The sequence below is a fragment of the Nocardia sp. NPDC055165 genome, assembly GCF_053606985.1.
Map to the genome: position 1 here is coordinate 58,736 of NZ_JBSGSS010000020.1, position 21,219 is coordinate 79,954.

20 protein-coding genes are annotated in these 21,219 nt (G+C 68.5%); 8 read left to right on the top strand and 12 right to left on the bottom strand.

Features of this window, described 5'->3' with window-relative positions:
• The first annotated feature begins 83 nt into the window (after window positions 1-83).
• Window positions 84-251 carry a hypothetical protein gene (locus ACWFRF_RS30995; protein ID WP_378994186.1) on the top strand — a complete coding sequence of 56 codons (168 nt, stop codon included), beginning with the start codon at window positions 84-86 and terminating at the stop codon, window positions 249-251.
• 19 nt (window positions 252-270) lie between these two features.
• Here the strand turns inward: ACWFRF_RS30995 and ppc are convergent, their stop codons facing one another.
• The 4 genes from ppc to ACWFRF_RS31015 form a co-directional block, all read right to left on the bottom strand.
• Window positions 271-3,042 (bottom strand): phosphoenolpyruvate carboxylase, encoded by a 2,772-nt coding sequence (ppc, locus tag ACWFRF_RS31000; protein WP_452453665.1) that lies wholly within the window; start codon window positions 3,040-3,042, stop codon window positions 271-273.
• Between the two features lie 66 nt (window positions 3,043-3,108).
• The gene (locus tag ACWFRF_RS31005) at window positions 3,109-3,531 is read right to left on the bottom strand and encodes a VOC family protein (RefSeq protein ID WP_378994182.1); all 423 of its coding nucleotides are present in this window, start codon (window positions 3,529-3,531) and stop codon (window positions 3,109-3,111) included.
• A 64-nt stretch (window positions 3,532-3,595) separates the two neighbouring features.
• Window positions 3,596-4,153: a sugar O-acetyltransferase gene (locus ACWFRF_RS31010; protein ID WP_452453667.1), complete on the bottom strand. Its 558-nt coding sequence runs from the start codon at window positions 4,151-4,153 to the stop codon at window positions 3,596-3,598.
• Between the two features lie 40 nt (window positions 4,154-4,193).
• Window positions 4,194-5,261: an ABC transporter substrate-binding protein gene (locus tag ACWFRF_RS31015; protein ID WP_452453669.1), complete on the bottom strand. Its 1,068-nt coding sequence runs from the start codon at window positions 5,259-5,261 to the stop codon at window positions 4,194-4,196.
• Between the two features lie 107 nt (window positions 5,262-5,368).
• On the opposite strand from ACWFRF_RS31015, the gene ACWFRF_RS31020 reads away from it, so the two are divergent.
• From ACWFRF_RS31020 to ACWFRF_RS31050, 7 genes are all read left to right on the top strand, one after another.
• Window positions 5,369-6,376, top strand: coding sequence for a FecCD family ABC transporter permease (locus ACWFRF_RS31020; RefSeq protein WP_452453671.1), 1,008 nt, complete (start codon window positions 5,369-5,371; stop codon window positions 6,374-6,376).
• The gene (locus tag ACWFRF_RS31025; RefSeq protein WP_379314137.1) at window positions 6,373-7,455 is read left to right on the top strand and encodes a FecCD family ABC transporter permease; all 1,083 of its coding nucleotides are present in this window, start codon (window positions 6,373-6,375) and stop codon (window positions 7,453-7,455) included. The genes ACWFRF_RS31020 and ACWFRF_RS31025 overlap by 4 nt, the downstream gene beginning before the upstream one ends.
• A complete protein-coding gene (locus ACWFRF_RS31030) occupies window positions 7,455-8,264 on the top strand; it encodes an ABC transporter ATP-binding protein (protein ID WP_452453673.1) in 810 nt (269 codons plus the stop codon). The genes ACWFRF_RS31025 and ACWFRF_RS31030 overlap by 1 nt, the downstream gene beginning before the upstream one ends.
• A 16-nt stretch (window positions 8,265-8,280) precedes the next feature.
• Window positions 8,281-8,922 (top strand): TetR/AcrR family transcriptional regulator, encoded by a 642-nt coding sequence (locus ACWFRF_RS31035; protein WP_387448133.1) that lies wholly within the window; start codon window positions 8,281-8,283, stop codon window positions 8,920-8,922.
• Between the two features lie 79 nt (window positions 8,923-9,001).
• Window positions 9,002-10,384: a lipase family protein gene (locus tag ACWFRF_RS31040; protein ID WP_452453675.1), complete on the top strand. Its 1,383-nt coding sequence runs from the start codon at window positions 9,002-9,004 to the stop codon at window positions 10,382-10,384.
• Between the two features lie 97 nt (window positions 10,385-10,481).
• Entirely contained in the window at window positions 10,482-11,108 is a 627-nt protein-coding gene (locus ACWFRF_RS31045) for a hypothetical protein (protein ID WP_452453677.1), read from the top strand.
• Window positions 11,099-12,640, top strand: a complete 1,542-nt coding sequence (locus ACWFRF_RS31050; RefSeq protein ID WP_452453679.1) for a hypothetical protein — start codon at window positions 11,099-11,101, stop codon at window positions 12,638-12,640. The genes ACWFRF_RS31045 and ACWFRF_RS31050 overlap by 10 nt, the downstream gene beginning before the upstream one ends.
• A gap of 21 nt (window positions 12,641-12,661) precedes the next feature.
• Here the strand turns inward: ACWFRF_RS31050 and ACWFRF_RS31055 are convergent, their stop codons facing one another.
• The 8 genes from ACWFRF_RS31055 to ACWFRF_RS31090 all read right to left on the bottom strand — a co-directional run bounded on the left by ACWFRF_RS31055 (window position 12,662) and on the right by ACWFRF_RS31090 (window position 21,026).
• Entirely contained in the window at window positions 12,662-13,228 is a 567-nt protein-coding gene (locus ACWFRF_RS31055; protein ID WP_378994296.1) for a GTP-binding protein, read from the bottom strand.
• A 10-nt stretch (window positions 13,229-13,238) separates the two neighbouring features.
• The gene (locus tag ACWFRF_RS31060) at window positions 13,239-13,679 is read right to left on the bottom strand and encodes a DUF742 domain-containing protein (RefSeq protein WP_378994161.1); all 441 of its coding nucleotides are present in this window, start codon (window positions 13,677-13,679) and stop codon (window positions 13,239-13,241) included.
• Window positions 13,676-14,104: a roadblock/LC7 domain-containing protein gene (locus ACWFRF_RS31065; RefSeq protein ID WP_378637023.1), complete on the bottom strand. Its 429-nt coding sequence runs from the start codon at window positions 14,102-14,104 to the stop codon at window positions 13,676-13,678. Before ACWFRF_RS31065 ends, ACWFRF_RS31060 begins: the two co-directional genes overlap by 4 nt.
• 28 nt (window positions 14,105-14,132) lie before the next feature.
• Entirely contained in the window at window positions 14,133-16,877 is a 2,745-nt protein-coding gene (locus ACWFRF_RS31070; protein WP_452453681.1) for a nitrate- and nitrite sensing domain-containing protein, read from the bottom strand.
• 380 nt (window positions 16,878-17,257) lie between these two features.
• Window positions 17,258-18,283, bottom strand: coding sequence for a hypothetical protein (locus ACWFRF_RS31075; protein WP_378994155.1), 1,026 nt, complete (start codon window positions 18,281-18,283; stop codon window positions 17,258-17,260).
• A 46-nt stretch (window positions 18,284-18,329) separates the two neighbouring features.
• Window positions 18,330-18,830: a PspA/IM30 family protein gene (locus ACWFRF_RS31080; protein WP_378994153.1), complete on the bottom strand. Its 501-nt coding sequence runs from the start codon at window positions 18,828-18,830 to the stop codon at window positions 18,330-18,332.
• Window positions 18,831-18,882: 52 nt separating this feature from the next.
• Window positions 18,883-19,641: an alpha/beta hydrolase gene (locus ACWFRF_RS31085; RefSeq protein ID WP_387448119.1), complete on the bottom strand. Its 759-nt coding sequence runs from the start codon at window positions 19,639-19,641 to the stop codon at window positions 18,883-18,885.
• Window positions 19,638-21,026, bottom strand: coding sequence for a TerD family protein (locus tag ACWFRF_RS31090; RefSeq protein WP_452453684.1), 1,389 nt, complete (start codon window positions 21,024-21,026; stop codon window positions 19,638-19,640). The genes ACWFRF_RS31085 and ACWFRF_RS31090 overlap by 4 nt, the downstream gene beginning before the upstream one ends.
• Between the last annotated feature and the right edge of the window lie 193 nt (window positions 21,027-21,219).

Sequence of the window (21,219 nt, forward strand, 5' to 3'; positions counted from 1 at the left end):
CGTGGACGCCGTCGGCGCATCGTGTTGAGATGGGGTCGCCCCCGCACGGGGGTGTTCACCCCGTTCTACCCGAGGATCAGCCTATGTTCGCCAAGATCGCCCGCCCGCTCGCCGTCGCCGCCCTTGCCCTGTCCGTGACCGGGATCGGCGCCGCAACCGCATCGGCCGCCCCCGCACAGCCGGTCGTCGGCTCGGTGTCGATCTGCACCGGCATCCCGGTCGGACCCTTCACCATCAGCGTCTGCCTGTAGCCGCTCACCCGAGTTGCCGCTACCCCGAGTTGCGCAGCGCGGTGGCCAGGCCGTTCATGGTGAGCAGGATGCCCCGCTTCACCAGTTCGGAATCGTCACCGCCGCGCAGCCGGGCCAGCAGGTCGACCTGGAGCTGGTTCAGCGGCTCCAGGTAGGGGAAGCGGTTGTGGATCGACTCGGCCAGCGACGGGTTGTCGCTGAGGAGTTCGGCGTGGCCGGTGACCGCGAGGTACATGCGGACGGTGCGGGCGTGTTCGTCGGCGATCATGGCGAAGATCTTCGCGCGCAGTGTTTCGTCGGTGACGAGCTCGGCGTAGCGGGCGGCGATGTCGAGGTCGCTCTTGGCCATCACCTGGGCCAGGTTCGACAGCACGGTATTGAAGAACGGCCACCGCTGGTAGAGGTCGGTGAGACGCGCGAGGCGGGCCGGATCGTCGCCGACCCAGTCTTCGAGCGCGGTACCGGTCCCGTACCAGCCGGGCAGCATGACCCTGGCCTGGCTCCAGGCCATCACCCAGGGGATCGCGCGCAGGTCCGAAACCGAATTGGTGGGTTTACGGGAGGCGGGGCGGCTGCCGATATTGAGGTCGCCGACCTCGGCGACCGGGGTGGATTCGCGGAAGTACTCGACGAAGCCGGGGGTGTCGTGCACCAGGTTCGCGTAGGCGGCGCGAGCGCGGGCGGCGAGGTCGTCGAGGAGTTCATAGGCCGGTTCGGCGTCGTCGCCGAGACCTTCCACGTCCAGTAGCGTCGACTCCAGGGTGCCCGCGATCAGCGACTCCAGATTGCGGTGTGCCGCACCGGATTCGGAGTATTTCGCGGCGATCACCTCACCCTGTTCGGTCAGTCGCAGCGAACCACGCACCGCGCCCGCGGGCTGCGCCAGGATGGCGTCGTAGCTGCGGCCACCGCCGCGACCGACGGTGCCGCCACGACCGTGGAACAGCCGCAACCGGATACCCGACTTCCTGGCCACCTCCACCAGGTCCAGTTCCGCGCGGTAGAGCGCCCAGTTCGCGGCGAGATATCCGCCGTCCTTGTTGGAATCGGAGTAGCCGAGCATCACCTCCTGGCGCATGCCCGCCGCCTCGACCAGCTCGCGATAGACCGGAACCTCCAGCACCGCGGCCAGCGTCGACGCACCGGCGCTGAGGTCCTCGATGGTTTCGAACAGCGGGACGATGCCGACGGGACAGCTCGGCGCGGTGTCGGCGGTGCCCGGATCGAGAATGCCGGATTCCTTCAGCAGCAACGCCGCTTCGAGCATGTCACTGACCGAGGTGCACATGCTGATGATGTAGTTCGGGACGGCGGCGGCACCGAAGGTATCGATGACCTCCTTGGCGGCGCCCAGGACCCCGAGTTCCTTGGCAGCGAGTTCGCTCAGCTGCGCGTTCGGCCCGAGAAGTGGTCGGCGCGTGCGCAATTCCGCGGCGAGCAGCTCCACCCGCTGGGCTTCGGACAGGCTCGGATAGTCGGGATGCACGCCCGACCACACCAGCAGTTCGGTGACCACCTGCTCGTGGACCTCGGAGTTCTGCCGCATGTCCAGGCCCTGCAGGTGGAAACCGAAGGTCTCGATGGCGTGGCGCAGCGCGGCCAGGCGATCGTCGGCGAGCAGTCCGTCGCCGCTGGCACGCATGGACTCGTCGATCGCGTCGAGGTCGTCGAGGACCGATTGTGGCGTCGGATACGGCGCGGCGCCGGTGTCGAGGCCGTGTTCGGGCAGTTCACCGAGCGCGAGCTCGGCAGTGGCACTGAGCCGGGCCCGAATCGCATGCAGCGCACGGCGATACGGCTCGTCGGCGAACAGGCCGGGGTCGGGGTAACCCGCTGCCGCGAGTTCCGCGACCCGGGGTGTCACCCGCACCAGGCGGGCCGATTGCGACAGGGTCTTCTCGAGTTCGACCAGCTCGTCCAGGTAGCGACCGAAGGCGTAGGCGGCGGCCTGCTCGGCGGCGGTGTGCACGACTTCGGCTGTCACGAACGGGTTTCCGTCACGGTCGCCGCCGATCCACGAGCCGGGGCGCAGGATCGGGCGCGGCAGGAGGTCTTCGGCGGGCCAGCGCGTCCGCAGCGCCGCGCGCACCTGCGCGTTGATCGCGGGGATCACGTCGTAGAGGGTCAGGTCGTAGTAGCGCAGACCGACGGAGATCTCGTCCTGGATCCGCAAGCGCGCCAACCGGATCAGCGCCGTGCGCCACAGGGTGAGCACTTCGCGGCGGATCCGCTGTTCGGATTCGTCGAGGCCGGGCTCGCCGGGTTCGAGGCGCCGGCGCAGGCGCATCAGCTCGGTGATCTTGGACTGCACGTCGAAGACGGTGCGCCTGCGGGTTTCGGTCGGATGCGCCGTGATCACCGGGGAGACGAGCGCGTCGGTGAGCAGGTCGGCCACCACGGTGCCGTCCAGGCCGGCCGCGTCGAGTTTGTCGTAGGTGGCGGCCAGGGAGGAGTCCTGGGGTGGCTCGCCCGCCGCCACGTGCACGGCGCGGCGTCGATCACGCTGGATGTCCTCGGCCAGGTTGGCCAGCAGCACGAAGTAGCTGAACGCCCGGATCAGCGGGATCGCGACCTCGGTGGGGGTGCCGTCGAGCATGTCGGCGACGGCGCTGCGCTCGACCTCCTCGCGGCGCACCCGGAACGCCTCGATGCGGACGCGCTCGATCAGGTCGAACACCTCGGGACCTTCGTGGTCGCGGATGGTGTCGCCCAGGATGCCGCCGAGGAAGCGGATGTCCTCGCGCAGCGGCCGGGTAGCTTCGGGTTCCATCTCGATTCGCGATTCGCCCATGGTCAAACAGTATTGCCGCCGGGCCGCGGGCGCGACCCGACGCCGCACCCGCACCGCATGTCGCGCTCAGCCGTGGTGGCGAGCGGTGAAGCGGATCTGATTGCCCCACGGGTCACGGAACGCGCAGTCGCGGCCGTATTGCTGGTTCACGATCTCCTGGGCGACTTCGGCCCCGGCGTCGCGGATACGGGTGAAGGTGGCGTCGATGTCGTCGGTGGCGAAGATGACGGTGGACTGGGCGCCGCTGTCGATGCGCGCGAGCGCGGCCGCCCGGTAGGCGGGGTCGGGGGCCATCTCCGGGACCTCGAGCACGAATTCCAGGTTCTTCTGGTCGACCGGGCCGACCGTCAGCCAGCGCGTGTTGTCGCCGAACGGCATGTCGGTGCGGACCTGCAGGCCGATCAGGTCCCGATAGAAGGTGAGGGCCTGGTCTTGGTCGCCCACGAGCAGCATGACGTGGGTGAGGGAGAGATCTTCGCCGTGGCGCATCCGGTCTCCTTCGGTCGGGCGTCAGCGGTGCGCAGGCGCCTGCGTTCCAGCGTAGCCAGCGAACCTAGAGTTGCCGGATCACCCGCGCCGGATTGCCCGCCGCGAACACCCGGTCGGGCAGATCGCGGGTCACCACGGCGCCCGCGCCGACCACCACGTCGTCGCCGATGGTCACACCCGGGCACACGATCACCCCGCCACCGAACCAGGCATTGTTCCCGATCCGGATCGGCGCCGCCGATTCCCAGCGCTGCCTGCGCTTTTCGTGATCCTGCATCGGATGCAGCGCGGTGAGCAGCTGACAGCGCGGCCCGATCGAACAGTCGTCGCCGATGGTGATCGGCGCGCAGTCGAGCAGGATCGCGTCGTAGTTGAGGAAGCTGTTCGCCCCGATCTCGACCAGGTATCCGTAGTCACACTGGAACCGCGGCATGATCCACGAACCCTCCCCCAGCTTGCCGAGGAGATCACCCAGCAACTCGGTGCGCCGCCCGGTCTCGTCGGGCCCGGTGCGATTGAACTCGTCGCACAACCGTTGTGCCCGTTGCCGTTCGGCCACCAGTTCCGGATCGTTGTCCTTGTACAGCTCCCCGGCCAGCATCCGTTGCTTCTGTTCGCCCACCCCGCCGAGTGTAGGGGTGGGCGAACACGGCGGGTTCGACCTACTTGGCCGGGTCGACCTCGAAGGTCTTGGCGATGTCGTCGAGGACCGCGTGGGCGCCGGTGAGGCCGACCGAGGTCAGCCAGACCAGGTCGTCGACCGGGGTGACCTTGCCGCGCAGCTGGTTCCACAGCGGGTTGGCCTCGGCGGCCGCCTTGCGCTGTGCGGCGGCGTCCTCGCCGTTGCTGGTGAGGAAGACGTAGTCGGCGTCGGCGTCGAGAAGCCGCTCAGGGCTGAGGGTGATCGAGAAGTCGTTCTTGGGGTCGTCGGACTTGTCGAGCTGGTTCAGACCGGCGTCGGCGAAGATGTCGCCGACAAAACTGACCCGCTGCATCAGCCGGTCTTCCTTGGGCAGGAAGCGCAGTAGCGACACGGTCGGCGCGTTGCCGCCGTTCTTCGCCTTGATCGCCGCCCCGATCTTGGTGGCACGGTCCTGGTACGCCGCCAGCTTGGCCTGCGCCAGGTTCTGCTTGTCGACCGCCTTGGCGAGCAGCAGCAGGTTCTCCTTCCAGGTGGCGCCGGTGGTCTGGCTGAACACGACCGGCACGGTGCCCGAACCGAGCTTGATGCCCTTGAACTGCTCGTACTGCTTCTCGTGACGCACCTTCGCCGACACGATCAGATCCGGCCGGGCGCCGGCCAGTTTCTCGATATCGGGGGTCTGCAGATTGCCGATGTTCACCGCTCGCCCGCCGCAGGTCTGGGCGGCCGCGCCGAGGAACGCGGGCAGCTTCTCGCCCATGGACTGGTAGGTCGTGTACGCGACGACTTCGGTGTTCAGCACCAGGGCGGCGTCGACGAACGTCTGATCCAGCGCCGCGACCCGAACCGGTCGGGTGGTGATGGTCGCCGGGTCGACGACCGTGCCGACATTCGTGCCTGCCTTGTCCTTGACCGCCCCGGCCTCGATGGTGCGCGGGTACGCGCCGCCGTCGAGGTTGCTCGCGGTATCGCAATCGCTGCTCGCGGCGCCGGTGGCCGACCGGTCCTGGCCACACGCGGACAGGCTCAGTACGGCGGCGGCGACTGCCGCGGCGGCGGCGAGCCGACGGCTCAGTGGGGTGTTCATCGAGGTCTCCCGAGTGGTTCAGAGTTCTTTAGGGTTGCTAACCTAGCGAAGCCTTACCTAATTACCAACTATGAAGAGGGACAGTGCCCGCATCGCCGCCCGGAGTCGTGTTCGCCAACACACGGTCTCGCCGGTTGCTACTCATCGCCGGACTCTTGGCCGCGGTGTTCGCGACCGTCCTGCTCAGTTTGGCCATCGGTTCCAAATTCATTGCTCCCCTTGATGTTCTGCACGCACTCGGCGGCACGACCGACACCGAGACCGGCGCCATCGTCAACGGTCTGCGCCTGCCACGCACGCTGCTGGGGGTCCTCGCCGGTCTCGCGCTCGGCATCGCGGGCGCGGTCATCCAGGGTCACACCAGAAACCCTCTCGCCGACCCCGCGCTGCTCGGCATCACCCAGGGCGCGGCGCTCGGCATCGTCCTGGCGGTGATGATCGGCGGCATCTCCAGCCTGTTCGGCTACGTGTGGTTCGGCTTCGCCGGCGCGCTGATCGCCACCATCACCGTGTTCGTCATCGGCGCGACGGGCCGCGGCGGACCGACCCCGGTGACCCTCGCGCTGGCAGGCGCCGCCGTGAGCTACCTGTTGCAGGGCCTGATCTCGGCGGTGGTGCTGTTCGACACCGACGTCACCGACATCTACCGCTTCTGGAAGGCCGGTTCGCTGGTCGGATCCAACCTGGACCTCCTCGGTAAGGCCACCCCGTTCATCCTGGTCGGGATCGTCCTCGCGCTGGCCAACACCTCCGCGCTCAACGCGCTCAGCCTCGGCGAGGACACCGCCCGTGCGCTGGGCCATCGCGTTTCCCTGGCACGCGCCGTCGGTATCGGCTCGATCGTGCTGCTCACCGGCGCGGTCGTGGCGATCGCGGGACCACTCGGCTTCGTCGGGCTCGTCGTCCCGCACCTGGCCCGCGGTATCACCGGGCCCGACTACCGCTGGCTGGTCCCGGTCGCCGGGTTGCTCGGCGTGGTCATGGTGCTGGTCGCCGACATCGCGGGGCGGCTGGTGCTGGACAAGGGCGAACTTCCGGCGGGCATCATGCTGGCCTTCGTCGGCGTCCCGTTCTTCATCGTGTTGGTCCGCCGCCGAAAGCTGGTGAGCATATGAGTACCGTCCGGGCGGTCCGGCTGGGACCGGTGTCCTGGCAACTGCGACTGCGCACGACGGCGGTCCTGGTCGTGGGGCTCGCGATTCTCGGCGCCGCGAGTTGCGTCGCGCTGGCGCTGGGCACCTACACGATGCCCGACGGCGGTCCGGTCACGCCGTGGGACGTGCTCGCGGTGCTCGGCGGTGGCGGCGACGACGGCCTGGCCTATGTGGTGTGGGATCTGCGGCTGCCGCGGATTCTCACCGGGGCGCTGGTCGGCGCGGCACTGGCGCTGTCCGGCGCGATCACGCAGGGCATTGCCCGAAACCCGTTGTCCAGTCCCGATATTCTCGGCGTCACGGCGGGCTCGAGCGTGGCCGCGGTCGCGGTGATCGCGCTGTCGGGCAGCCGTGGCCAGATCAGCGGTGCCGCCGCCGAGATCGGGGTGCCGGTCGCGTCCATGCTCGGCGGCCTGCTCGCCGCGCTCGGCGTTTTCCTCCTGGCCTGGCGCGGCGGTATCGAGGGCTATCGGCTCGTGCTCGTCGGTCTCGGCGCCGGTTCGCTGCTGTCCAGCGTGACCTTCTGGCTCCTCAGCGTCGGCGACGTGGACATCGCGACGCGGGCGGTGACCTGGCTGACCGGCAGCCTCAACGGCAGCAGCTGGATCCAGGTGACACCGGTGGCGATCGCCCTGGCTGTCCTGGTGCCGGTCGTCCTCGGGGGCACCCATCTGCTCGGCGCGCTGCATTTCGGCGACGACACCGCCCGCTCACTCGGCGTGCGGCTCAACGCCGCCCGGCTGACGCTCCTGGTGCTGGCCGTGTTGCTCGCCGGAGTCGCCACCGCCTCGGCGGGCGCCATCATCTTCATCGCGCTCGCAGTGCCGCAGGTAGCACTGCGTCTCACCGGTTCGGCACAACCACCGCTGCTCACCTCGGTGGTGCTCGGCGCGGCCTTCACGGTCGCCGCCGATCTGGTCGCGCGCACTCTGCTGCCCGCCGGCGAACTGCCCGTCGGGGTGATCACCGCTGTCCTCGGCGCGCCCTATCTGATCTATCTGTTGATGCGGCGCAATCGCGTCGGGAAAGCGGGCGTGTGATGACCGTTCGGCTGCAGGCCAGCGAGCTGACCCTCGGCTACGGGCCGACAACCGTCGTGGACGGTCTGGATCTGGACATCACCGGTGGCACCGTCACCGCGGTGATCGGGCCCAACGGGTGCGGCAAATCCACCCTGTTGCGCGCGATGGCCCGGCTCCTGCGGCCCGCCGGTGGTCATGTCCACCTGGACGGCAAACGGATCGACCGCATGTCGACCAAGGAAGTGGCACGCGTGCTGGGCATCCTGCCCCAATCCCCGCTGGCTCCGGAGGGTCTCACCGTCACCGACCTGGTCGCCCGCGGCAGGCACCCGCACCAGCGCTGGTACCGCCAGTGGTCCGACGACGACGAAGCCGCCATCACCGAGGCGCTGACCTGGACCGACATGGTCGAGTTCGCCGATCGCTCCCTCGACGAGTTGTCCGGCGGCCAACGCCAGCGCGCGTGGATCTCGATGGCGCTGGCCCAGAACACCGACCTGCTCCTGCTCGACGAACCCACCACCTTCCTCGACCTCGCCCACCAGATCGAGGTTCTCGACCTGGTCCGGCGCCTGCACGCCGACGCGGGCCGGACGGTGGTGATGGTGCTGCACGACTTGAATCTCGCCGCGCGGTACGCGCATCGACTGGTCGCGATGCGCGCGGGCCGGGTGGTTGCCGCGGGTACGCCCGCCGAAGTGCTCACCGAGGACGTGGTGGCGCAGGTGTTCGGACTGCGCGCCAAGGTGATCGACGACCCGGTCACCGGCACTCCGCTGGTGGTCCCGATCGGCCCCGTCGACGCCGGCGCCTCGACCGAATCCTGAACAGTAGGGTCATGGGGTGACCTCTGGGCGGACTCGACACAACTACACCGGCACCTCGGTCGCCGAACGACAGGTCGAGCGCCGGGCGCTGTTCATCGACGCGGGACTCACTGTGTTCGCGGAGAAGTCGTACGCCAACAGTTCGCTGACCGATGTGTGCGCGGCCGCGGGGCTCTCGCGTCGGCAGTTCTACGAACAGTTCGCCGGGCGCGAGGAACTGCTCGTCGCGGTGTACGACTCCGTGCAGGACAAGGCCGGGGCGGCGGTGGCCGCCGCGCTGGCAGCGGCGGACTCCGACGAACTGCGCACGCTGATCGACGCGGCCGTGCGGGCGTACACGACGGCGATCACCGACGACATCCGATGCGCCAAAGTCGCTTTCGTCGACATCGTCGGGGTGAGCCCCGAGATCGAGGCGTATCGGGCGCAGGTCAGGGATCGGTGGGGCGAGGTGGTCACCGCAATCGCGGCCGGTCGCGACGGGGTGCGGATGCCGCCCGGCGGCTGGCGGGTGCCGATGGCGGCGTTCATCGGGGCGGTGAACGGCGCCGTGCACCAGTGGAGCCTGGACGACCCGAGACCACCCGTCGACGAACTGGTCGACGTGTTCTCCACCATCCTGAACAGCCTGATCTCAGCGACGCCCCCCGGCGTGTGATTGCGATCTGCGCCACACCCATGTCATAGTTGCCGCTATTGAGACGAAGGCGTCTCAATTCATGTGAGGACTGTGCGCGATGAGATCTCCCTTCGTTCAGCGATGGCTTGCCCTTGCCACCGGTGTGCTCGCGGCGGCAACGGTGATGACCGCCGGGCCGGTCGCGGCCGAGCCGCCTGCGGCGCCCCCGCCGGTGATTCCACTACCGCCCGAATGGGATCCGGGCTTCTACCTACCGCCCGCGGACGTGGTGGCGGCGACCGCGCCGGGTGCGATCATCGCGGTCCGGCAGGTACGGATCGCCGATTTCGGTCTGCTGCCGATCGATGTCGACGCATGGCAGGTGTCGTATCGCTCCAACAACAGCCGTGACGAGGCGATCCCCGCGGTCGCCACCCTCATCAAGCCGCGTGGGCAGGCGCCGAACCCGCGCAAGCTGCTGTCGGTGCAGCTGGCCGAGGACTCGACCGCGGGCTACTGCGCACCCTCCTATGCGCTGCAACATCTCTCGGCGGCCGCGGTAGCGGGCCAGATCGTGGTGCCCGCCGAGTTCCTGTTCGCGCAGGCAGCGCTGTCACAGGGCTGGGCCGTGGTCGTTCCGGACCATCAGGGCCCAGATTCGGCCTACGCGGCCGGACCGCTGGCGGGCCGGATCACCCTCGACGGCATTCGCGCCGCGACCAACTTCGCCCCGCTCGAGGCGGGACCGACCGCACCGGTGGGCCTCTACGGCTACTCCGGCGGTTCCATCGCGACCGGTCACGCCGCCGAACTGCACAGCAGCTACGCGCCCGAACTGAACATCGTGGGCGCGGCAGAGGGCGGGGTCGGGGCCGATCTCGGCGCCGCCTTGAGCATGGCGAACAACCAGGCGACCTCGGGTCTGGTGTTCGCCGCCGTGCTGGGACTCACCCGCGAATATCCCGATTTCGCCGCCTACCTCGATCAGCGGCTCGATCCGCTCGGCAAGGCCCTGTTCGCGATCAAATCGCCGCTGTGCGTGCAGTATCAGTCGGCGCTGCTGCCGTTTCTGAATCTCACCGGCATGATCGGTTCCGACGGTAATCCCCTCGACGATCCGCCGGTCGCGGCGATGCTCGACGACACCCGCATGGGCAAGTCCGTCCCCGGCATGCCGCTGTTCGTCTGGCATTCCGCGTGGGACGAGATCCTGCCGCTGGCCGCCACCGACACCTTGGTCGACACCTACTGCCGCGATCCGAACACGTCGCTGACCTACACCCGCGACCACGCCAGCGAACACATCGTCGCGGAGGTGGTCGGCGGTCCGGCCGCGCTGATCTGGCTGCGCGACCGCCTCGACGGCGTCCCGGCCACTGCCGGCTGCACCACCTCCGACGCGGGCACCATGGCCGCGACCCCCGGCGCCCTGGACTTCCTCGGAGACTCGCTCGCCGCGAAGTTCGCGTCCCTGTTCGGCATGCCGCTCGGGAGCCGCTGACTCGACGAATCGGCGAACTCGGCGATACACATTGACGTTCGATGTTGATTTGTATCATACTCGCCGAGTTCGTCGATCATGAGCAGGAGGTGCCCCGTTGACCGACAACGCGCGGGCCGCGCTGGAGATTCTTCGCGATGCGAGCCAGTTCAAGTGGTATGTCATTCCGCTGTTACTGGTGGTCATCTACATCTACGCGGTCGAAGTCGAGCGGCGTAACTGGAATGTACTGTTCGCCGGGCTCGCACTCTGGGGCATGGACTGGTTCAACGAGATCTGGAACGCGCTGGTCTTCCACTTCACCGAGCGGGCGCCGGTCTGGGCGGCGAGCGGACCGACGGCCTACCAGATCCTGATCGGGCTGAACATCGAGATCTGCTTCATGTTCGCGATCATGGGCATCGCGGCGGCGAAGATGCTGCCGCCGAAGGAAACCCGGATCTTCGGGCTGCCGAACCGGCCTGTGCTGATCGCGGCCAACTCGATCGCGGCGGTGGGTGTCGAGATACTGCTCAACAAGGCCGGCGTGCTGACCTGGGATTGGTCGTGGTGGCAGCCGAGCTTCCCGTTCCTGATCTGGATCATCGGGTACGTGCCGTTCTTCGCGGCCTGCTTCTTCGTGCACGATCTACCGAGCGTGCGGAGCAAGGCGCTGGTGGTCGGCACGATCTTCGGGATCGACGCGATCGCCCTGATCGGTTTCGGTGCGGCGGGATGGCTGTGAGGCGCGGGCACGCCGTCCGGCGTACAGCGCTGATCGCGGCAGCCGGACTGGTATTCGCCGGAGTGACAACACAATCGGCGGCCATCGCCGATCCGGGGTGTCTGCCGGTGGGTACGGTCGGCACCCCGGAGGTGAGCGTCGACGCATCCGACGCCGGACTGGCGGCGTTCGCCCCGGCAACGGTCGCGCTGCCCGAGCAGGTGTATTTCCGCACCACCACCGAGTCGTTCAACCGCCGCTGGACCTTCGCCACCCGCGACGGTCAGGTGTACGTGAAACCGGCTGCCGCGCCGGGTGGTTGGCGCATGATCGCGCTGCCGGGCTGCCTGGCGGGCACGATCGCCGGTGTCTCGGCCGACGACGACGAAGTGATGATGATCGACCGCGACGGCCGGTTCGTCACGATGGATCACGCACTCAGCGCTCCCGCGGACTGGAACTGGAGCAGCCGCTACGGCGCCCCGCTGTGGACCGGGCCCGGCAACACGCTGCCGCCGGGCGCGCCGGCCTGGTCGTGGTCGGTGTTGTCGCCCACCGAGGATCACGTGTGGACAGATACCGCGGGCAACGAACACCCCGTCGGCGGGGCGAAGGTGTCGCACGTCTTCGCGCTGACCCACGGCGGTCAGCGGATCCAGTACGTCGACCCGTGGCTGCCGGTGGACCACAGCTACGAGATGAGCACTCCGCTCGGTGGGCGGTTCCAGGCTGTCGCGTTGTCCACCAGCGCGTCGACCTCGCTGGTCGTCAACCGGTACGGCGACTTCTACACGCGCCTCTACGATTTCGACATCTCCGGCGCGGACAAGGTCTTCTTCCGCTACTCCTACGAGGACCAGCGCGGCCTACCCGAAGCGCCGGACATGCTGTCGGAGCGCATCGATCCTCGCTACGCCGCCATCCAGCTGCCCGCACCGGACTGGGTCGCGCAGCCGAAGGTGCCCGGTGAGATCACCGACCGCATCTCCGTCCACCGGACCGGGCCCGGCTCGGCGGCGCGAGAGCTGCGCGTCGAAGGGCGCGACGGTGGCCGGACCGGGTTCTGGCGCAAGATGCTCACCGACGCGTCGTGGACCTTCGTCGTCACCGATCAGCCGCTTTCCGGTGCGGCACTGGAGAACTCGCCGGTGCACCGCGCTCACGAGACGCTCGGTCCTGTGTCCGAGTACGACTACCAGGGCGTTTCGGCCCAGGGATGGACCGCACGCATCCAGTCCTTCGATCCGGCCGTCTCCCCCACACCGCTGCGGATCGAATTCGGTGACGGGAGCGGGCTTGACGTCGTGCTGCACACCGTCGACGGCTTGCGGCAGACACCGCAGCAGCCCGGAATCACCGCGCAGCCGCGGTTCTTCGACGGGACCATCGAAGTGCCGCGGGAACTTCTCGCCTCGGTAGACGCGCAGCCGAGCACCGTGCGCGACTTCCTGCGGAACACGCTGGGCGCCAAGCGATTCACCGACACCTCGATCGATGTCACCGACACGCGGTTCCACCTGGCCCTGTCGGACCTCACACTGCATCGACGCTGACCGGTGCGACGGGAGGTGGGCTCAGCTCACCTCCCGCTGTCGGGGTTGGACGCGGTGCAGCAGGACCTGCTCGAGCAGCGCGACCAGGACATCGCGCACGGAGTCGCGGTCGCGGGCATCGCAGTCCAGCACCGGGATCCAGTCGTCGAGGCCGAGCGCTTCACGGACTTCACCGAGATCGAAGCGGGTCGCGTCGGCGAAGCGGTTCACCACCACGACGAAGGGCGTGTGGTGTTCTTCGAAGTAGTCCAGGACCGGGTAGCAGTCTTCGACCCGGCCGGTGTCGACGACGATCACCGCGCCGAGGGCGCCGTCGACCAGGTCGTCCCAGAGGAACACGAACCGATCCTGGCCGGGAGTGCCGAAGAGGTAGAGGATCAGCGACCGGTCGAGGGTGATCCGGCCGAAGTCCAAAGCCACTGTGGTCGCGGTCTTTTCGGCGCGGCGACCGGGGTCGTCGACACCGATGGAGACCTCGGTCATCGACGCTTCGGTGACCAGTGGCTCGATTTCGGAGATGGCGCCGATGAAGGTGGTCTTACCGACGCCGAAGCCGCCGCTGATCACGATCTTCACCGACGACGGCATGGCTGGTGCCTCAAAGTGCGCGGACAAGGTCGCGGATCCTCTCGATGGCGGCGGTCGACAGTTCCGGCGCGTCACGGACGGTCACATGCCCCGCCGCCGCCAGATCGCTGACGATCACCTTGGCGATGCCGACCGGAACCCGCAGGGCGGCACCGATTTCGGCGATGGAGTGCGGCGTCAGACACAGCTGCACCACGGTGCGTTCTTCGAACCGCAGCGGCGCCGACAGTGCGGACGGCGGTGCCTGGACGAGGGTTTCGATGCGCAGGCCGTCCAGCACCGGGACGGTGCGGCCCGCGGTGACCACGAACGGGCGAACGAAGCGGTCGTCGACATCGTCGTGGTCGGTGGGGGTCACCGGCACCGACGGGACGAGACCACGCCACCCCGCCGGCTGGTTCATCGGGATCATGCGCGGGTCCGGCAGCCGCGGGAGATCGAAATCTCTCATCTGCGCAACGACTCTCGCAATTCGCTGATCAGCAGCGGGTCCAGCAGTGATCCGGCGCGTTCGGCGAGGATCGCCATCTCGTAGCCGACCAGACCGACATCGCAACCGCCGTCGGCGATCACGCCGAGGCAGCTGCCGTCGCCCAGCGCCGACACCAGCAGGAAGCCGCGCTTCATCTCGATCATGATCAGTTTGAGGCCGTCGAAATCGTAACTGCGCGAGGCGCTCCGGGCGAGGCTGGACAGGCCCGACACCATCGCGGCGAGCCGGTCGGCGCCGGTGCGGTCGAGTCCGTCCGACATCGCGATCAGCAGCCCGTCGGAGGAGACGGCGACGGTGTCACGCACGCCGTCGGTATTGCGGACGAAGTTGCCGAGCAACCAGTTGAAGGTGTGTGGATCGGCGGTCGGTAGGTGGGTGGTCACCGGGTCTCCTGGGGTCTTGTCCGATCGGTCAGCGGGTGGGATCGAGTGGAGCGGAAGGGGATTCGGTCTCGCCGCCGCGTTCGTGGCCGGTGCGGAACGAGGAGAGCATGCTGCGGGTCTGGTCGGGGGTCCGTTCGACAACCGGGGGCCGGGCCTGGCCTGCGGCCGGATCGCGGCGGGGCCGCTCGGGCGCACCGGTGATCTTGGCGCGCTTGCTGCGTTTGACCAGGCCGTTGCGGGTGCGTTCGACGGCGGGTGCGCCGATGGACTCCACGGCGGGCAGTTCACGCGATGGCGGTACCGGCGAGCTGGTGTGTCCTCGGGCCTGCCCCTCCGAGCGTTCCGGGGCTACCACGCCGTAGTGGTCCTCAGCCGACGCCCCGTTGGGGGCCGCACCGTTGCGCGGACGCGCGGAATCGGTGGAACTGCTGAGGAACTGCGCGTAGACGGAGCCGGTGGACGAATGGTTCGCCGCGGCCGGACCACTGCCGTTGGTGCTGTTGCCGGCTCCCGATTCCGGATTCCGGCTGTGCCGCGACCGCCCGTTGGTGCCGGTCGGCGACGCCGAGCCACCGCGGATGGCGTGCGACGTCTCGCCGAGGAAGCCGACCGGTCGATCATCGCTGCGGTCCGCACCTGGCACGCCGGCCGGGGTCACGTGGTGTCCCGATGTCGCCGAACCGATCGTGGCCCCAGCGCCCGCAGGTGCCACCGCGTGACCCACGGCGACGGAGGTGTCCGTGCGCTCCAGGGTTGCGGGTTCGGCCAGATCCTGACTCGCGGGGCCGCGGGCGGCGCCCTCTCGCGGATCCGCTGCCTGCCCGGCTTTTCCGTCGGCGAGCAGCGACGGCGGGAGGAGCAGGCGGGCGACAATGCCGCTGACCGGTGACGTGTTCAGTTCCACGTCAATGCCGAGGCGCCCCGCCAGCCGACCGACCACGTAGTGGCCCAGGTAGCGGGTGGAGGCCACGATGAAGTCCTGCTCGCCGCGCAGCCGGGCATTGGCTTCGGCGAGTTGCTCGGCGGGCATGCCGACGCCGTGATCGACGACGGCGAGCAGGTAGCCGCCCGCGACCTTGCGGCCGTACACCTCGACCTCGAGATCGGGCGGCGAGAAGGCCAGCCCGTTCTCGATGAGTTCGGCCAGGATGTGCGCCAGTTCGCTGACGACGGCGCCGGTCACCGCGATGTCGTCGATCCGGCGCAGCACCACCCGCCGGTAATCGTCGACCTCGGACAGCCCGGCCCGGATCACGTCGGTGAGCGCGATCGGCTCGGCCCATCGACGCGGACTCGCCTCGCCGACCAGCACCAGCAGACTTTCGGCGTTGCGCCGCATGCGGGTGGCCAGGTGGTCGAGTTCGAACAGGTTCGACAGTGCCTTCGGGTCGAGCTCCTCGCGTTCGAACTCGCTGATCAATCCCAGCTGACGGCGCACCAGGTTCTGATTGCGGCGGGCCAGATTCGCCATCGATTCGGTAGTGTTGCGACGCACCAGCGCCTGCTCGGAGGCGAGGTCGAACGCGGTGGTCTGCACGCGATCCAACGCACCCGCGACAGCGGCGATCTCCACGCTCGCGCCGGGAGGCGTGCGCACGGAGGCGGGCGGATCGGGTTGGGCGTCGGCGGCACTGTGCCAGGCCGCGATCACCTCGGGTAGCCGGGTGGAGGCGACGTCGTCGGCTTCGGTCGCCAGCTGGGCCAAGGGGCGGACGATGGCCCTGATGCTGGCGAAGACGAGCGCGAACTCGGCGGCGATCGCCAACAGCGCGGCCAAGGCGAAGGCGGCCAGCATCAGCGCGGCGTCGCGGCGCAGTGTCTCGGCCCGCGCGCCGACGTCGTCGCCGATGACCTGCTGGACCCTGCGTTGCTCGTCGATGACCGCGGTCATCTGCGTCCACCACACGGCCGGGTCGACCGGCTGAACCAGCGGTCCCAGCGTCGAGGCGATCGCGACGTTCTCCGATTCGGTTGCCCGCGTGGCGTTCTCGCTTGCCAGCACCGCGTCCAGACGTGCCTGCTGGGCGGGCGTCGCGTCGTGGCCGAAGGCGGTGAGCGCGGCATTGCGGGCAGCGCGGATGTCGAGGAACTGCACGTACTCCCCCGGCGCGAATTCCCCCGCGGCGAAAACGCCGTTGAGGAAACCGCGTTCACGAGCCGCGAATTCCTTCGCGTCACCGAGCGCGTAGAGCGCTTGCAGGCCGTGCCGGACGGCCGGGTCACGCGCCTGGTCGAGACCGAGCGAGAGGCGGTTCAGCGCGTCGATGCCGTCGGTGTAGAACTGGAACGCCGCCTGCCGGGTGACATTGCGATTGTCGACCTGAGAGCGGATCGCGGGCAGACCCGCCAGATGACCCAGCGCCGAGCGCACCTCCCCCGCACCGGGCGGGTTCCCCACGACGGCGTTCACCAGGGCATGCAGGGCGGCGTCGGTACCCGTGCGCTGGTCGGTGACGGGTTGGCGCAGGCGCTGATCACCGCCGAGCAGACCGTTGCTCAGACCGCGTTCGCGCTGCGCCTGCTGCACGAGGTCCTGCGCGGCCAGCGCGACCGCCACCGAGTCCACGGTCTCCCCGCTGCGGCGGTAGGCGCTGACCTGTGTCGACATGGTCAGCCCGAGCAGTGCGAGCACCAGTACCAGCGACACCACCAGGATCCGGGCGAGCTGTCCGGAGATGGTGCGCGGCCGGATCAGCCCGGCGCCGGCCCGCTGCCCTCGAGCGCCGCCATCCGATCGGGTTCCGGTCGGGTTCGGCCGGGAACGTGCACGCACACCTACTCCTTGGCAATGCCACCGCAACGTCGGTCACGGTGGCTCACGGAAAGTCAGGTGCAAACTTGCACTCCGCGCAGTGCGCGGTCAATGCGGAACGGTGTAAAGCAGCAATTCGTGCACTGATCTAAACATGCCGGAAATCCAGCGGGCTTTGTGTAGCCGAATGCTCACAGCCGCACCGGCGGCGAGTTGGTCGGCCGGTTCACTGCCGGATACATACAGGTCACCAGAGAGCGTGACACACAGCACATTTGATGCGACCGATCAGAAGCGGCAATTCGAATGCTCGACATCACTACCGGTTGCGGCGATGTCACGCAAATCGAGAAGCAAAGTCGTATCGATCAATTCGCGTTACCGAACGGTATTCGAGAGAATTACTCGCCGCCGAGAATTCCCAGCACCTGATCGGAGTAGAAGAACGGCTCGAGCCGCTCCCGGATCAGCCCGGCCAACACACCGTTGCGCTTGGCCGCCTCGATGACAGCCGGCCCGTAGCGCAGGATCTCGGTACTGATGTCGTCGGCATCGAGACCGAGTTCGGGCAGCATCGCCGAGAGCGTGTGGTCGCTGTACCTGGCGTAGAACACCTCGACGCACTCGCGCACGAGCAGGCCGAAGTACTCCTTCTCCCTGGTCGTCACCGCGATCTCGTAGCAGATCTGGACCAGCTCGTTGAGGTCCTTCTGGGTGAGGTATTCGCGCAGGCCCGCGACGGGTTCGTCGGCGTGCAGGTCCCAGAATTCCATCGCCGCCGAGTGCACGGGCGCGTCGCGCAGCATGTCGCGGATGGCGTTGTTGGTGCGCTTGAGCGCGAACAGCGCGCCCTTGCCCGCGAGGTCACCGACGAAGGTGCTGTCGGCGGCGACCTTCTTGGCCCGGTTGGCAGCGGACTGACCCAGCGACATCAGCGAGGAGACGCCCGGAATCTTCTCGGCGCGCTCGCGATTGGCCTGCATGAAATCGCCGATCAGCTTGTCGACGAAGCGCGAGGCCACCGTGGCGACGAGCGGGCTCTCGGTGAGCCGGTCCAGGATCCGCTCCTGGGCCTGGTGCATGCCGAAGATCTTCTCCAGCAACGCTTCCACCGGTTCGCGGTCGACCACGTCGCCGAGGGTGTATTCGGTGTTCGAGGCGATGTGGTCGTAGATGGCGTCGGAGAAGATACCGACGGTATCGGCGATCACGGGGCTGCCGCCGATGCGGTCGAACACGGTGGCCACCGTCTGCTCGCCCTGTTCCAGGGAAACCACGTCACCGAACCTGATCGACTCGCCGACGGCCAGCACGGCGGCCACATCGCGGGCGATCACCTCGGCGAACCGTTCACCGGTCACCTCGGCGAGCAGGAATTCCACCTGCGCATCGAGCAGTCGGTCGGCGATCTGGCGCGCCTGCGTCATCTGTGTATCCACCCATCACGTCGTTACCGGAAGGGAGGACGCGTGGCTACTTCTCGCCGGAATCGTTGCCCTGCACCGATTTCCGGATCTGATCCAGCCGCTCACGCGCGGCCTTCTCCCGCGCCTCCCATTGCTCGTCGACGCTGCGACCCGCGGGAGTCTGCCGGTCGAGCTCGTCCATTCCCTGCGCGGTGCCGAAACGCTGCTCGACCTTATCCCGAACCGAGTCGAATGTCGGCACTCCGGAAGTGGAATATCCGCCGGTGGCGGTGGGTGCGCCGGTCACCGGTAGCCCGGACGGTACCGGCGGTACCGGCATCGCGCCTCCGACCTGCCCGGATGCGACGGGCACCACATCCGCGTCGATGACGTTCGTGTCCAGAGTCACAGGCGATCCGGTTTCGGCATGACCGATCTCAGCCTGGGCCAGCGCGGCGGCGACCGCGCCGAGCCCGGGGCGTCCGGCGACCGCGGCGCGCAGCACCGACACCAGCTCGTCGTCGGGCAGCGCAGCCAGGCGGCCGAGGAGTTCGCTCGTTTCGCTCATACCGCCAGGCTACGCAGAATCAGCGACCCTCGACGACGACCGGGCTGCGGCGTTATCGAGCCGCCCAGTCGGCGATGATCTTCGGCCACTGGGCGCCGAGCGTGTCGATCACATCGTTGTGACCCGCGCCGGGCACCACGATCAGCTGTTTCGGTTCCCGCGCCGCCGCGTACAGGCGTTCGGCGTGGCGCAGCGGGAGGAGTTCGTCGCGGTCACCGTGCATCATCAGGACCGGGACGCGCAGGTTCGCGATGTGCCGCAGGCTCGGATACGCGTTCGGGATCAGCGGCGCGGGCAGGAACGGGTAGACCGAACGCGCGGCGGCGCGCATGCCGCTGAACGTCGACATGAGGATCATGCCCGCGGGCGGATATTCGCCCGCAAGTTCGAGCAGTACCCCGCCACCGAGAGATTTGCCCAGGTAGTAGACCCGATCGGGATCGACTTCGGGTTGCTCGAGCAGGGCTTGGCGGGCAGCTCTGGCGTCGAGGTAGGTGCCCTGTTCGCTCGGGGTGCCCGTGCTGTGGCCGAAGCCTCGGTAGTCGAAGGCGAGCACGTCGAAGCCGGCGTCGACCAGCAGCGCGATGATCGAGACGCGGTCGCCGATGGTGCCCGCGTTGCCGTGCGCGTAGAGGATGTGACCGCGGGGGCGCTCGGCCCGCACGAACCAGCCGTGCACATCGACGCCATCAGCGGTGCGCATGGTCAGATCGCGATAGTCCAGGCCGAGCGCCGCCGGGGTCTGGGCGACGTGCTTGTCGGGGTGGTAGACCAGCGCGTTGAGCACGCGCGTCGCGGGATGCCGGATCATTTGCCGCGGCCCGCCTGGAAGCCGAAGTCCCAGTTGTACAGGCGCGCGATCTCCACGACACCGCCGCCCGGTTGCCCGGCGGGCGGGCGGACGAAGCTGCCCTCGCGGCGCACTACGAACTCGCCGTCGACGTTCTCCAGCGCGAACAGCACCGCGTCGCGGGAGTTGTCGGTGCAGCCGTCGAGCGTCATCTCGATGGGCGCGGAATTCACCGTGTGCAGGGTGACGGTGGCGTGCACATTGCGGAAATCGCTGGCACCGTCGTAGATCGAGGCGAACACGAGGATGCGGCGGATGAACTGGGTGTAGTCGAGATTGACCGACAGGTTCTCGCCGGTGATGCTGGCACCGGTGCGGTCGTCCTGATCGAGGTGGATGAACGGCGGTTCGTAGAGGGCGCCGAAGCGGCGGTCGAGGGCTCGCACGGAACCGATCGCGCCGTTGACCAATTCGAAGAAGCAGCACAGGTCGAGGTCGATGTTCTTGCCGCGGAGTTTCCCGAAGAGGCGGCCGGTGGCGGCCATCGAGGTCCAATTGAGGTTCACGCGCATGACGCCGCCGGTGGCGCCGTGTTTCGTCAGGGAGACCGACGGGGCTTCCTTGGTGAGCGAGACCTTGGCGAGGTCGACCGGAGGTGGTGTGGGCGGAGCGAACTGGGGGTTGCGCTGGGGTGGGATGCCGGGCTGGTTCGGCGGCGGCGCGTACTGCTGCTGATTCGGCGGGAACACCGGGGTCGGCGGGCTCGGCGGCGGGGTGTGGGGCCGGTTCGGCTGAGGCGCGGGGATGAAGGGCTGTGTCGGCGGGGCGTACGACTGTTGCGGAGTCGGCTGCCCCGAGCCGAACGGCTGCGGAGGCGCGGGAGGCGCGGGAGCATCGTCGACGGAGATGCCGAAATCGGTAGCGAGCCCGGCCAATCCGCTGTCATAACCCTGGCCGACCGCGCGGAACTTCCACGCACCCTGGCGGCGGTACAGCTCGCCGAGCACGAACGCGGTTTCCGTGGTCGCCCCGCTGCTGTCGAACCGCGCGACCTCGGCGCCGTTCGCGGTGTCGATCACCCGGATGTAGAGCCCGTGGAACTGACCGAAGGTCCCCCCGTCGGCGGACGCGGCGAGCACGATCGTCTCGATCTGCGGCTCGACCTGCCCGAGATTCACCGAGAGCGCGTCGACAACGATGTGTCCCTGCTGTTTTCCTTCGTGCCGCACCGCGCCCGAGGGATGCACGGCCTGGTTGTAGAACACGAAGTCGTCATCGGAGCGCACCTTCGCCCCGGCGAGCAACAGCGCGGACGCGTCGGCATCGGGCACACCCGGCCCCGACTGCCAACCCAATTCGACGCGGACCGCGGAAGCAGGCACCGCGACGTTGGCACCTTTCATCATCGACACACCCTCCAACCTAGCCCGCCCCCGGTCCGAGCCCAACCGCTCGCCCCCACTCCCCGCACACCACCGCCGAATTCCGGCGTCGTGCCGCGAAGGTGGATCCTTGCGCCGACCGCGCGTGCCGGTCGTGATCGGCGGCGCGCCACCGGTGAGCGACAGCAGCCGCACTCGCGTCGCAGCGCAGGGTTCG